The sequence below is a fragment of the Caldicoprobacter faecalis genome, from assembly GCF_900115765.1.
Classification (GTDB): Bacteria; Bacillota; Clostridia; order Caldicoprobacterales; family Caldicoprobacteraceae; genus Caldicoprobacter; species Caldicoprobacter oshimai.
Genome location: NZ_FOXR01000044.1, coordinates 1 through 13828, shown reverse-complemented (window position 1 = coordinate 13828; position 13828 = coordinate 1). Strand labels below are relative to the sequence as shown.

The 13828-nt window shown below is 48.2% G+C and carries 11 protein-coding genes, 1 rRNA gene and 1 other annotated feature; all 12 genes read right to left on the bottom strand.

Going from position 1 to position 13828, the window contains the following annotated elements; translation table 11 throughout:
- Window positions 1–536 precede the first annotated feature (536 nt).
- Entirely contained in the window at window positions 537–2195 is a 1659-nt protein-coding gene (ilvD, locus tag BM241_RS11065; protein WP_092282795.1) for a dihydroxy-acid dehydratase, read from the bottom strand.
- A gap of 318 nt (window positions 2196–2513) precedes the next feature.
- Window positions 2514–3095 (bottom strand): nitroreductase family protein, encoded by a 582-nt coding sequence (locus tag BM241_RS11060; RefSeq protein ID WP_092282796.1) that lies wholly within the window; start codon window positions 3093–3095, stop codon window positions 2514–2516.
- Window positions 3096–3172: 77 nt separating this feature from the next.
- Window positions 3173–4048, bottom strand: a complete 876-nt coding sequence (locus BM241_RS11055) for a M23 family metallopeptidase (protein WP_092282794.1) — start codon at window positions 4046–4048, stop codon at window positions 3173–3175.
- Window positions 4049–4337: 289 nt separating this feature from the next.
- Window positions 4338–5402 carry a 3-isopropylmalate dehydrogenase gene (gene leuB / locus BM241_RS11050; RefSeq protein WP_092282793.1) on the bottom strand — a complete coding sequence of 355 codons (1065 nt, stop codon included), beginning with the start codon at window positions 5400–5402 and terminating at the stop codon, window positions 4338–4340.
- A complete protein-coding gene (gene leuD / locus BM241_RS11045) occupies window positions 5399–5896 on the bottom strand; it encodes a 3-isopropylmalate dehydratase small subunit (RefSeq protein WP_092282792.1) in 498 nt (165 codons plus the stop codon). Before leuD ends, leuB begins: the two co-directional genes overlap by 4 nt.
- Window positions 5893–7158: a 3-isopropylmalate dehydratase large subunit gene (gene leuC / locus BM241_RS11040; protein ID WP_025748722.1), complete on the bottom strand. Its 1266-nt coding sequence runs from the start codon at window positions 7156–7158 to the stop codon at window positions 5893–5895. Before leuC ends, leuD begins: the two co-directional genes overlap by 4 nt.
- Window positions 7159–7174: 16 nt before the next feature.
- Window positions 7175–8737 (bottom strand): citramalate synthase, encoded by a 1563-nt coding sequence (gene cimA / locus BM241_RS11035; RefSeq protein WP_092282791.1) that lies wholly within the window; start codon window positions 8735–8737, stop codon window positions 7175–7177.
- Window positions 8738–8991: 254 nt separating this feature from the next.
- Window positions 8992–10542, bottom strand: a complete 1551-nt coding sequence (locus tag BM241_RS11030; protein WP_092282790.1) for a 2-isopropylmalate synthase — start codon at window positions 10540–10542, stop codon at window positions 8992–8994.
- Window positions 10543–10558: 16 nt separating this feature from the next.
- The gene (ilvC, locus tag BM241_RS11025) at window positions 10559–11554 is read right to left on the bottom strand and encodes a ketol-acid reductoisomerase (RefSeq protein WP_025748725.1); all 996 of its coding nucleotides are present in this window, start codon (window positions 11552–11554) and stop codon (window positions 10559–10561) included.
- Window positions 11555–11602: 48 nt separating this feature from the next.
- Window positions 11603–12100, bottom strand: coding sequence for an acetolactate synthase small subunit (ilvN, locus tag BM241_RS11020; RefSeq protein ID WP_092282789.1), 498 nt, complete (start codon window positions 12098–12100; stop codon window positions 11603–11605).
- A 70-nt stretch (window positions 12101–12170) separates the two neighbouring features.
- Window positions 12171–12447, bottom strand: a binding site (T-box leader).
- Between the two features lie 938 nt (window positions 12448–13385).
- On the bottom strand, window positions 13386–13469 hold the full coding sequence (locus BM241_RS12845) for a hypothetical protein (RefSeq protein WP_242948391.1): 84 nt from the start codon (window positions 13467–13469) through the stop codon (window positions 13386–13388).
- Between the two features lie 262 nt (window positions 13470–13731).
- Window positions 13732–13828 (bottom strand): 5S ribosomal RNA (rrf, locus tag BM241_RS11005); the annotation flags it as partial.

Genomic DNA, 13828 nt, shown 5'->3' with positions numbered 1-13828 from the left:
ATACCATAAAAGAGAGGATGTTTCTATATTTTTATGCCGAAAAATGTTGATTTTTCAAGGTTCAGAGCTCATTTTTTATGTGCGAAGTCTGAGATTGTTTATTATATCATTTTTTGCTTCATATAACAACTATTTTTTAAAAGTCAATTTGATAAAACCAGCTAGATAGACAATTAGCTGCCTCACTTTTAATACACCCTACGATGATGTACAATGCATAATAATACAAAAAAATTTATAATTAAGTTGCTGGTTTTTATAGAATTCTATCATAATTTCTAAAATGCTTTTGCTATTTAAATATAAACTGCTGTTTATAATTATTCAAAGTCAACCCATACTGTAAAATAACTTTACATTGTAAATTTATAACTTTTATGATTGAAAAAGTAACAGAAATTCCTTTTGTTATTACCTCAAAATAACATTTAAATAAAAAAATTGGCAACCAAGTCCCTTTACGATACCAAACTCCATAAAACGGAACCGGTTGCCTGCAACAGGTATAAAATCAAGTTACAATCTTTCAATATAAACTATTTCAACACCGCACCAGTGCTGGCCGAAGTGACCAATCTTGCATACCTTCCCAGGTAGCCGTGTTTTACCTTGGGCTCAGGTGCCTTCCACCTGGCCAGCCGCTCCTTGAGCTCCTGCTCGCTTATCTTTATATCCAGCCTGCCCTCGGGAATATTGATGCTTATGATGTCGCCTTCTTGCACCACTGCGATGGGCCCACCTTCCATAGCCTCAGGGGATATATGGCCTATGGAAGCGCCTCGGGTTGCCCCTGAAAAGCGCCCATCGGTGAGAAGAGCTACGTCCTTATCAAGCCCCATCCCTGCAATGGCCGATGTGGGAGACAGCATTTCCTTCATTCCAGGCCCACCCTTTGGCCCTTCATAGCGAATGACAACCACATCTCCCTTTCTGATCCTGCCACCCAGTATAGCTTCAAAGGCTTCCTCTTCCGAATCAAAAACCCTGGCCGGCCCCTCGTGCACCATCATCTCGGGAGCAACGGCAGACCTTTTAACCACAGCGCCATCAGGCGCAAGGTTGCCCCTTAATACCGCTATACCTCCTGTGGGGCTATACGGATTATCGATCGGCCTTATGACATCGTGATCCAGAACCTGTGCTCCTGCGATGTTTTCCCCTACTGTCTTGCCAGTAACGGTTAAAAGCTCAAGATGCAAAAGTCCTTTTTTGGATAGCTCCTTCATAACGCCCTGAACCCCACCGGCTGCATACAGGTCTTCAACATGATATGGCCCCGCAGGGCTTAGCCTACAGAGGTTGGGCGTACGCTCGCTTATCCTGTTCACGATATCCAGATTAATGTGAACACCCGCTTCATAGGCTATGGCAGTCAGATGAAGGACTGAATTTGTGGAGCATCCCAGTGCCATATCTACGGCCAATGCGTTTTCAAAAGCCTCGGGGACCAAAATGTCCCTCGGCCGTATATTATCCCTCACCAGCTCAACAATCCTCATGCCTGCCCTTTTGGCCAGGCGCACCCTTTCAGCATACACCGCCGGTATGGTACCATTCCCGGGCAAAGCCAGGCCCAAAACCTCTGCCAAACAATTCATGGAGTTTGCCGTAAACATGCCCGAGCAGGAGCCACATCCCGGGCATGCATATTCCTCTATCTCCTTGAGCTCATCAGGAGTCATCCTCCCGGCAGCCACCGCCCCTACCCCTTCAAATACCGAATTTAGATCCAAAACCTTACCGGCCTTTTTACCGGCCAGCATAGGCCCGCCGCTTATCACGATAGAAGGGATATTGAGCCGGGCACAAGCCATCAACATACCTGGAACTATCTTGTCGCAGTTTGGAATGAGCACCAGACCATCGAACCCGTGAGCCATGGCCATAGCCTCTATGCTGTCGGCTATCAGTTCCCTGGAAGCCAGGGAATATTTCATACCCACGTGGTTCATGGCTATCCCATCACACACCCCGATAGTGGGAAACTCTATCGGGGTTCCGCCGGCCATGCGTATCCCATCCTTGACAGCCTGAGCTATGGTATCCAAATGCAGATGCCCAGGCACCACCTCACTGTGAGCGTTGACAACGCCTATCAAAGGCCGCTCAAGCTCTTCATCGATATAGCCCATGGCCTTAAACAAGGACCTGTGCGGCGCTTTTTCAATACCTTTCTTTACCCTGTCGCTTACCATAACACACTACACTCCTTTTTCGCATTTGTAGCTTCCTCCCGCTTCCAAAGAAGACAGGCTTCCTCTTTTATCGAGGGGGAACTTACACGGATATAGGGATTGTTCCCTAGTAGCCGCGCATCGGCCTCCCTTGCCAGAAGCTTGAGTTCGGGCCGGTCCAACCCTACACCTGATCATGGCTCACACCGGGCTTCTTAAAGCGCCTTGCATCCCACCCTTAAAAGAGGCGAGCTTACCTGGCGAATCTTGGTAAGGCTGTAAAAAACAAACATAAAAGGATGTGCTTCTTGACGTAAAAACAACTGTAAATTTTCTTTACTAACTGTGTATCCTGTTTACATGCATTATGTCTTCCAGTCGTCGTTTTGGCACGTGCAGCACACCGTTTTCATCCTTGTAATACTTTATTGAGCCCTGTTCATCTTCGACCACCGATTTTTCAGCCGCATACCCCAATGCCACGACGCAATCGATGATGTACTTCTCCGGAATCTGCAGTATCTCACGCAGCCTGTCCCTGTCCACAGAGCCAATCCAGCAACACCCTATGCCATACTCCTGCGCGCCCAGCAGTATGTTTTGAACAGCAGCCCCTACATCGTGTTTGGCCCATGCGCTGTCCAATTCGCGATTTATGAGCACCACAATATAAGCCGTAGGCTTTTCCCCTTCCTTGGGCGTCCCATGGGGTTTGATATAACCGGCCCACCCCAATGTACTGAATACCGGCTCCAAAAGAAACGGATCTTCCACAATCAAGTATTCCAGAGGCTGGCGGTTTGCAGCAGACGGCGCCAGCCTGGCTCCGTCCACCAGCTCTTTGAGCACCTCCAGCGGGATCCTCTCCTGCTTATACTTTCTGATGGTCCTCCGCGCCCTTATGGCTTCTTTAACAGTCATAATATCGCCTCCACCATTGTAAATTTTTAATTCTAACAAAATGCTGGTTTTCATTACGCTTACGAGCATTTTAAACATTACTCCACAGCTACCTTATTTTTCTCCCACATCTTCAGAAAGGGATAAGGATTGACCGCCACCTCTTCCTTCCCTTCATACATCCCAAAGTGAAGATGGGGATCAAATTTTCCCGTGGTGCCTTCCTCTCCATATCCTGAATCCCCTACATAACCTATAACCTGTCCTTTTTTTACCCTGCTGCCTTGGCATATATCCTCATGATATCGGGACAGATGTGCGTAATAGTAATATATGCCATCCTTACCCCGGATGCCCAGACGCCATCCACCCAGCTCCAGCCATCCTTTCTTCTCAACCACCCCATCGCACACCGACACGACCGGTACACCTTTGTCGCACATTATATCAATTCCTTCGTGGGTACGCTCCCCTCCATAAGTACGAGCATCCCCAAATCCATCCTTATAATCGTACTCGTAACCCTGAGCTATGGGAAACACCTTATCTTCGTAAACCCGGCGTATGCGCTCCAGCTTGCCAAGCTCCTCTCGCACCTTTCTATAAAATTCCTTGTCACTCCTGTACGCTTCGAGGAACTGTTCAAGCTGCTTAGAATTCTCTATCCCACGCAGCTGTATGGCTATCCGGCCTATCCGTTCAGCGGTTATATCTTCCGCCGTCACGCCCTCTGCCTTATCCACAGCGGCCAAATAGTACCAAGGGACGCCCTGCTCCTCACCAATGGTAAAGTACATCTCCAAATGCTCAGGGGCAAAATCCGATATCTTGTAGTAAGAGCCAAACATTTTACGGGCTACCCACGACGGTAGCCCAAGCATCAAAGCAATGAGTATACCCGCACAGATAATAGTGCATACAAAACGCCGCTTATTTATCGAATACCTTTGTCTAATCCTCGGGGAAGCATACACCCCTCTTTCCCCCTTACAGCAGATATTAGCCTCTTACACAGAATCGGACATTTCCACCAGTTTATCGCACTACTCCATTATATCATACATTCTTACACACCTATGTCATCGCAGCACACATTTATTCCTCTTATACCAAGCATTTATTTTGCCGTCATTATCAGCCGACCAGCAACTATAGTAATATTTTTATTCTCATGATATGACAAGTTGACCAGCCACTTTAAGGCATGCGAGTTCACCTCTACCCCGCCATGTGAATTTTTGATAAAAATTCAAAGCCATATTTTTACAAATTTTGGGCAATAAGGTGCCCCATCTCTCGAGTGCCCACAACGATAGTGCCAGGCGTGGCAATATCCGCCGTCCTGTACCCCTGCTCAAGCACCCTGCTCACTGCATCCTCTACAGCCTGGGCCTCCTGCTCCAGGCCAAAGCTGTAACGCAGCATCATGGCAGCGCTCATGATGGTGGCTATGGGGTTTGCCTTATCCTGGCCGGCAATGTCGGGCGCAGAACCATGAACCGGCTCGTATAGCCCCAGCTTGCCTTCCCCCAGGCTGGCCGAAGGAAGCATCCCCAGGGATCCTGTAAGCATGGCAGCCTCGTCGCTCAAGATATCACCAAACATATTGGTGGTAAGTATTACGTCAAACTGGCTGGGGTTTCTTATGAGCTGCATAGCGGCATTGTCAACATACATGTGGTTCAGCTCCACATCTGGATACTGCTGCCCCACCCGCGATACCACCTCGCGCCACAGCCTGGAGCTCTCCAAGACGTTGGCCTTATCCACCGAGGTGACCTTGCGGCGCCGACCCCTGGCAATCTTAAACGCCACATGGGCTACCCGCTCAACCTCATGCGTAGAATAGACAGCGGTATCCCACGCCTTCTGACCGCCGGGGATTTCTGCCCTTCCTTTGTCGCCAAAGTAAACATCGCCTGTCAGCTCGCGCACCACCAGTATATCGAGCCCTTCCCCCAGCACCTCTTCCTTTAAGGTAGAAGCCGATTTGAGCTGGGGGAATACCTTTGCGGGCCTTAAGTTTGCAAACAGATTAAGCCCTTTACGTATCCCCAAAAGCCCTGCTTCTGGCCTTAAATGCCCGGACAGGTCATCCCATTTGGGGCCTCCCACCGCTCCCAGCAGCACGGCATCGCTTTTTAAGCATACCTTTAGAGTCTCATCCGGGAGCGGCACGCCCACCGCATCCAGCGCCGCTCCCCCCATGAGCACCTCCTGAAACTCAAACCGGTGTCCAAATTTTTGTGCCACAGCCTCAAGCACCACAATCGCCTGCTTGACCACTTCAGGCCCGATGCCATCACCTGGTATTACAGCAATTTTCATCCTTGTGCCCCCATCCTTTCCTTGACGTATTCAACCAGACCGCCAGCCTTTATGAGCTCCTGCATGAACTGTGGAAATGGCGCGGCTTTGTAGGTTCGACCAGTGGTTAAGTTAATGATCTCACCGGTTGTCAGATCTACAGCCACCTGGTCACCATCCTTTATATCCCTGGCAGCCTCAGGGCATTCCATTATGGGCAATCCTATGTTTATGGCGTTGCGATAGAATATGCGCGCAAAGGTCTCGGCTATAATGCAGCTTATACCCGAAGCCTTGATTGCAATAGGAGCATGCTCCCTGGACGAACCGCATCCGAAATTGGTACCGGCAACTATTATGTCCCCCAGCTGCACCTTATTCTTGAACTCCGGATCCAGGTCCTCCATACAATGCGCCGCCAGCTCCTTCGGGTCAGCCGTATTCAAATACCGAGCAGGGATAATTACATCGGTATCCACATTGTTCCCGTATTTAATCGCTTTTCCCTGTATCATTTCACTACCTCCTCGGGCGAAGAAATCTTTCCGGTGATAGCCGAAGCCGCAGCCACAGCCGGGCTGGCAAGGTAAACCTCGCTCTCCACATGCCCCATTCGTCCCACGAAATTCCTGTTGGTGGTGGCCACTGCCCTTTCGCCTTTTGCCAGTATGCCCATGTGTCCACCCAGACAGGGACCGCAAGTAGGAGTGCTCACAACAGCACCGGCCTCTATGAATATTTCCAGAAGCCCCTCTCTCATAGCCTCAAGGTATATCCTCTGAGTTGCAGGGATGATGATTGTACGCACACGAGGATGCACCTTATTGCCCTTCAGTATCTGTGCCGCAATCCTGAGGTCACTAAGCCGACCATTGGTACACGACCCTATTACCACCTGGTCTATGGGAATATCCCCTATCTCGTCAAACGTCCTAACATTCTCAGGAAGATGTGGGAACGCCACAGTAAGCGGGATAGAAGACAAGTCTATCTCAAACACTTTCGAATATCTGGCATCCTCATCGGCTTTGTATACTTTAAATTCCTTAGTGGAATGCTCCTTTACATATTCCAGCGTCTTGTCATCCACCTCAAAGATGCCATTTTTGGCACCTGCCTCTATGGCCATATTGGCAATGGTAAACCGGTCATCCATCGACAGGCTGGCCAGACCCTCACCGGTAAACTCCATGGACTGATAAAGGGCGCCATCTACTCCGATCATGCCTATGATGTGAAGTATTACGTCCTTGCCGCTCACCCATTTGTTCAAACGGCCCTTGAGCACAAACTTGATGGCTTCGGGCACCTTAAACCATGCCTGGCCGGTGGCCATGGCAGCCGCCATATCGGTGCTGCCAACGCCGGTAGAAAATGCACCCAGCGCTCCGTAAGTGCAGGTATGGGAATCGGCGCCAATGACCACATCCCCCGGCACCACCAACCCCTTCTCGGGTATCAGCGCATGCTCTATGCCCATCTGGCCCACTTCAAAATAGTTCTCTATTTCCATATCATACGCGAACTCGCGGATGATTTTGCACTGCTCAGCCGACTTGATATCCTTATTAGGAGTAAAGTGATCAGGTACCAGCGCCACCTTTTTTCTATCGAAAACCCTCTTGGCACCCATTCGCTTAAACTCGCGAATGGCCACGGGGGCAGTAATGTCGTTTCCCAGAACCAAGTCCACATTGGCCATTATAAGCTGTCCTGGTTCAACTTTGTCCAACCCTGCATGAGCGGCGAGTATCTTCTGAGTCATGGTCATCCCCATATATTCCAGCTCCTTTCTACATCCCCATCTCATTATAAAGGAAATATTCGATAGAATCAACCAACGCATTCCAGCTTGCTTCAATGATGTTGGTGGATACTCCTACAGTACCCCACACCCTTTCTCCATCAGTGGATTCTATATGAACCCTCACCTTGGCCGCAGTGGCCTTTGAGGTATCCAGCACTCGAACCTTGTAATCAGTAAGGCGCATTTTCTTAAGCTGAGGATAGAAAACCTCCAGAGCTTTACGCAGTGCCTTATCCAGGGCATTTACCGGGCCATCGCCCTCTGCAGCCGTAACCTCTTCAACCCCGTCTACTCTTACCTTGATAATGGCCGAGGCGCTGTAATCCCCCTGCCAGGGTTCCTCGCACAGCACGCGGAAATCTTTTACCTCAAAGAATTTATGATCCTTGCCCAGCGCCCTTCTCACCAGGAGCTCAAATGAGCTTTCGGCTCCTTCGAACTGGTAACCCTCATGCTCTAGGCGCTTCAACTCATCTATTATCTTTTGCACTTCAGGCGATGACTTTGTAACCCATGGCGCCACCTTTTGAATCTTACCAAGTATGGTACTGCGTCCGGCAACTTCGGACATCAATATGCGCCTCTCATTCCCCACTGACTCAGGCGGAACGTGTTCAAAGGAAGCAGGATTTTTGAGTATAGCATCCACATGCATGCCGCCTTTATGTGCAAAGGCACAGTTCCCCACATAGGGATCACGTTCATTGGGCGCCATGTTGGCCAGTTCGCTTATATAGCGCGACACGCTGGTCAGCCCAGCTATGCTCTGCGGCGGAACGCAGTAAAAATTGCGCTTGAGCTGCAAATTGGGAATGATGGTACACAGGTTAGCATTTCCACATCGCTCGCCATATCCGTTAAATGTACCCTGCACCTGGACTACTCCTTGTTCCACCGCCATTATGGAATTGGCAACCGCCATTCCACCGTCATTGTGGCAGTGTATGCCTATGGGAATTGATGAAAACCTGTCAACCACCACTTTTACAATCTGGGCAATCTCAGAAGGGAATGACCCTCCGTTGGTATCGCACAACACCAGCCAGTCAGCTCCGGCCTGTGCAGCCACCTCAAGGGTCTTCAAAGCATATTCCGGATTGGCTTTATAACCATCAAAGAAGTGCTCGGCATCGAATACGACCTCTTTGCCGTTTTGCTTCATATAGGCAATCGAGTCATATATCATGTTAAGATTCTCATCCAGGGTGGTTCTAATGACATCAGTGACATGAAAATCCCAGCTTTTACCAAATATGGCCACCACAGAAGTTTCACTTCGCAGCAGGGCGGCCAAATTGGCATCCTCATCTGGCTTTATGCCAGCCCTTCGCGTGCTGCCAAACGCCACCAGCTTGGCATTGGTAAACTCGATATCCTTGACCTTCTCAAAAAACTCAACATCTTTGGGATTGGAACCAGGATTCCCCCCTTCGATGTAATCGACACCAAATTCATCCAGTTTTTTTGCTATTTTCAACTTATCTCCTACAGTGAATGAAATTCCTTCAGCCTGAGCCCCATCCCTCAAGGTTGAATCATAGATAAAGATCTTTTTGCCGTTTACATAATTCCCATCTCTCCATCAACTCCTTATCCCTGAAGTTTTTATGATTTTTATTGTAATAACAATTGAACTTTATTGCAATAATATATTGAAAAAAGCAAATCGCTAGAAAATTTAAAATAACACTCCGCTATTGGACTGCCGTTATACCTAAAACGAATCAATTTACTTGCTTCATCCATCAGCCCTGTGTGTTCTTTAAAACGGCTGATGTCCGCAAGTGCTATGCAAGCGCTAATCTAATCGCCTTTCTCCTCCCCGTTATGTCCATTCTTGCTGTTCTGTTCCATAACCATCTTGTTTATCGCGTTTATATATGCTTTAGCGCTGGCCTCTATGATATCGGTACTGAGTCCGCGGCCAATGTATACATCCCCGTTCTTGCCTATTTTAACAGTTACCTCTCCCAGGGCATCCTTACCGCTGGTCACCGCTCTCAGGTAATAATCCTTCAGCGTGACCTCTATACCAATTGCCCGATCAATGGCTTTGAACGTAGCATCCACCGGTCCATCTCCACATGCCGCTTCCTCGAATATCTCATTGTCCCGCCTGATCTTCACGGTAGACGTAGCAATGGAGGTATTGCCGCTGGATATATGGAAGTATTCCAGCTCATAGGTCTCAGGCACCTTTAACACTTTTTCATTCACAAGGGCCTCTATATCTTTATCCATCACGTATTTCTTTTTATCTGCCAGGTCCTTAAACTTCTCAAAAGCGGCGTTTATCTCCTCGGGCATGAGGTTGGTAAAGCCCAGCTCTTTCAGCCTTTCCTCAAAAGCGTGGCGCCCCGAATGCTTGCCCAGCACCATCTGGCTCTGCTTTAAGCCAATGGATTCCGGCGTCATAATCTCGTAGGTCTGACGATTGCTCAGCACGCCGTGCTGATGGATTCCCGACTCGTGTGCAAAGGCATTGGCGCCGACAATGGCTTTATTGGGTTGGACATGCACACCGGTTAAATGGCTGACCATGGTGCTTGTACGGTATATCTGCTCAGTCACTATATCGGTATAGTAGTTAAAGTAATCGCTCCTCGTTTTAATGGCCATGACGATTTCTTCAAGAGCAGCATTTCCGGCCCTTTCGCCCAATCCGTTTATGGTGCACTCGACCTGCTGAGCACCATTTCTAATGGCTGCAAGGGAGTTGGCCACTGCCAGCCCCAGGTCATTGTGGCAGTGTACGCTTAACATGACCTTGTCAATGTTTCGAACGTTTTCCCTGATACTCCTTATGAGCGCGCCGAACTCCTCGGGCATGGCATAGCCCACCGTATCCGGTATGTTGATCACGGTAGCGCCGGCATCGATGACAGCCTCCAGCACTTTAAAGAGAAACTCCGGCCGTGTCCTAGTCCCATCCTCAGGCGAAAACTCAACATCTTCGCAGAGGGATTTTGCATAGGATACCATCTCTACAGCCCGCTTTAAGACTTCCTCGGGCTCCATTTTAAGCTTATACTTCATGTGGATATCGGAAGTGGCAATAAAAGTATGAATACGGGGCCGGGCAGCGTACTTAATGGCTTCCCATGCCCTGTCTATGTCCTGTTTCACAGCACGGGCCAGTGCTACTATAACCGGCCTTCTAACATTTTGCGCTATAGCCTTTACCGCCTCAAAATCGCCTTTCGAGGCAACAGGAAATCCCGCCTCTATTGCATCCACTCCAAGGCGCTCAAGCTGCCTGGCTATCTCCAACTTCTCCTGAACATTTAAGCTCACACCCGGCGATTGTTCTCCATCTCGAAGGGTTGTATCGAATATATATACCTTTTTCGGCACCTGTCATCCCCCTTCATCATTTATTCTGAATCCACGGCATCATCTTCCTGAGCTCCTTACCCACCTTTTCTATTGGATGTTCCTGTTCCCTCTTTCGCATGGCGTTAAAGTGCGGACGATTGGCCTGATTTTCAAGTATCCACTTTTTGGCGAAAGTACCGTCCTGTATCTCGGCCAAAACCTTCTTCATCTCCTTGCGCGTCTCCTCGGTTATAATTCTCTTGCCAGTTGTGTAATCCCCAAATTCGGCAGTATCGCTTATAGAATATCTCATGTAGCTCAATCCACCTTGATTTATCAGATCCACTATGAGCTTTAGCTCGTGTAAACATTCAAAATATGCGCACTCGGGCTGATACCCTGCCTCCACCAGCGTTTCAAACCCTGCTTTAATAAGCTCTGAAAGGCCGCCGCACAGCACAACCTGTTCTCCAAAGAGGTCAGTCTCGGTCTCTTCCTTAAAGGTGGTCTCCAGCACGCCAGCACGCGTACCGCCTATTGCCTTTGCATAAGCCAAGGCAAGGTCTTTAGCGCGGCCCGAGTAGTCCTGATGAACCGCTATCAAGCACGGCACCCCTTTGCCCTCCTGGTATTGGCTGCGCACAGTGTGCCCCGGCCCTTTGGGCGCTACCATGGCCACATCCACATACTCCGGCGGGGTAATCTGGCCGAAATGGATGTTAAATCCGTGAGCAAACATGAGCATGTTGCCCTCTTCAAGGTTTGGTTCTATGCTCTCCTTATACAGCTTTGGCTGCTTCTCATCGGGTATCAAAATCATGATTATGTCAGCCTGCTTTGCAGCTTCAGCAGCTTCCATAACCTTAAGCCCGGCTTCCTCGGCCAGCTTCCATGATTTGCTGCCCTTGTATAGGCCTACCACCACATCAACTCCGCTGTCCTTAAGGTTGAGCGCATGAGCATGGCCCTGGCTGCCGTACCCTATTACGGCCACCTTCTTACCACTCAATAATTCCAAATTGGCATCCTGATCATAATACAGCTTTGCCATCGCTTATTCCTCCTCCACATCGTAAATTTTAATTTTAAACAGTAAATTTTATAAATTTTCGTCTTTAATGAGTTTGTTCCCCCTGTCAACGGCTATGATGCCTGTGCGAACCATTTCCTTAATCCCAAAGTCCTTTAGCATCTCCTGCAGTGCATTGACCTTTTTCTCGTCGCCGGTTATCTCAATAATCATGGAATCCTTGCTTATATCCACAACCTGAGCCCTGAATACGTTGACGATCTGAATTATTTCGTTTCTCGTTCCAGGGTTTGCCTGTACCTTTATCAAAGCAAGCTCCCTGGTCAGCGAATCCTCCGCTATGTCGGCCACCTTTATGACATCGATCAATTTGTTGAGCTGCTTTGCCATCTGTTCAATCACCTTTTCATCCCCATCCACAACTATGGTCATTCTCGAAATGCTGGGGTCCTCAGTTACGCCTACCGCTAGACTTTCGATGTTGAATCCCCTGCGGCTGAAAAGCCCTGCCACCTTTGATAGAACGCCCGGCTGATTGGCTACCAACACGCCCAGTATGTGTTTCATCGTTGTCCTCCTTTCTTATCCCTGCTTAAAACCATTGACCGTAACGATATAACAAAAAAACCTTTCGCCCTGAAGGGACGAAAGGTTCTCTTTCGTGGTACCACCCTACTTTGCCTGTACCTCACGGTACAAAGCCTCACCAGGTTCTAACAAACCCTGGCCTGTAACGGGACCACCCGTAAAGCCCTACTGAAGGTGACTTTACAAGGCACACCCTTATAAAGCTACCCCTTTCAGGCTTTCTCCTCGGGAGTGAGCATACAACCTATCCGCCCACCGGTTCGCACCGTCCACCGGCTCTCTGAAGATGGCTGCAATAGGTCTTATATCTCCGTCATCGGATTTTGTTTTAGTAAAATATTTTCATAAATGTACATGCGATATAGAATAAACCCTTTCAAAAAACCTTTATACAATAATTTTAAAGAACAATTTTTCGCCACCCTACAGTTTAACTTTATTTTGCTTAATCATCTAAAACCATTCAGTAGCCAGCAATCAACAGCAATATAATAAAACCACAAAATCTTATGTATACTCTATCTCACGTCAACCTATATTTTGAGTTGGATCGTTTATTATTTAACAGCCGATAATAATTATAACAATGCCCGACAACAGAACCTTCCTTCGTGTAGAAACAGCCTGCCGCCGGGTCTTTTGTGAGTTTGAAGGATATTTTATCAAGTGCTGGAGCTGTTGTCAATAGGTTTCTTTAAAATTTCCAATTTAGGCACAAGATTCTTGACACCTCTCTTATTATTGCTATAGAATACAAGGTAACAGCAAAGACTAGTATGCATAATAATGGTATTGATAATGTCTGCTGTTTGCTTAGATTAGAGTTAATCAATAATATAATGGAGGAATACAGGAATGAATGATAATTTAAGCGATAATGAAAAATTCATAATAATGATATTGTTTGCCGCACTACTCTTTATTTACCTTGCATTCGGAATATTCGACTCACCCATTCATCCTCTGATAAAATTGCTGCCTTTTTATGCATTAACTATCTATGTCATTATAAGAAACCGGTTAAAAAAACATAAAATCGAGTAGGAGGGGGCGATTAACCCCCGTCCTCTCACACCACCGGACATGCGTGTCCGCATCCCATGCATGTCCACATCCGGCGGTTCACCAAGCTTGACGAAGTCTCTGATAACGTTCGATTAAGCTCGTCAGACCCTGGGTTTGCCAGTAGGCGTTGCCCAGGGCTATATTCATTGACCCATGAGCCATTCGCTATGGCCCTTACGAGCATTAGCAAATTCTTGCACTACTTGCTCTGGTAGTCCCAGTGCCGAAGTTCGCGATATCTTGTTCGCACTCGCTTCCACTCTTTCCATAGACACATGCACAGCCGCCGGCGTATCCAGCCGTCAAGTTCTTTGAATATGCTGGGCGTCTCGGTCTACCCCCGTATGGGGTTCTTGTTCATCGAGCCGTGGTTTTGCCTCCGGCTTCCTTCGGATTCCACCTCGCGATGGACACCCTTGCCTTTGGCTAGCAGACTAGTGCTGCCTTGCCTGCAGTTGACTTTCACCACCGAGTTAACGCCCATGCCGGGCGCACAAAAACAAAAAAAAACCTGGCTGAAATAGCCAGGCTTTTTTTAAATTGAACTCCGGCAACGACCTACTCTCCCAGAGGGTCTCCCCTCTAGTACCATCGGCGCTGAAGGGCTTAACTTCTGTGTTCGGAATGGATACAGGTGTTTCC

Coding starts and splice junctions, on each gene's coding strand:
- ilvD (WP_092282795.1), bottom strand. CDS start 2,195: ATGGTAAGCGACAGGGTAAAGAAAGGTATTGAAAAAGCGCCGCACAGG.
- BM241_RS11060 (WP_092282796.1), bottom strand. CDS start 3,095: ATGACTGTTAAAGAAGCCATAAGGGCGCGGAGGACCATCAGAAAGTAT.
- leuB (WP_092282793.1), bottom strand. CDS start 5,402: ATGAAAATTGCTGTAATACCAGGTGATGGCATCGGGCCTGAAGTGGTC.
- leuD (WP_092282792.1), bottom strand. CDS start 5,896: ATGATACAGGGAAAAGCGATTAAATACGGGAACAATGTGGATACCGAT.
- leuC (WP_025748722.1), bottom strand. CDS start 7,158: ATGGGGATGACCATGACTCAGAAGATACTCGCCGCTCATGCAGGGTTG.
- ilvC (WP_025748725.1), bottom strand. CDS start 11,554: ATGGCAAAGCTGTATTATGATCAGGATGCCAATTTGGAATTATTGAGT.
- ilvN (WP_092282789.1), bottom strand. CDS start 12,100: ATGAAACACATACTGGGCGTGTTGGTAGCCAATCAGCCGGGCGTTCTA.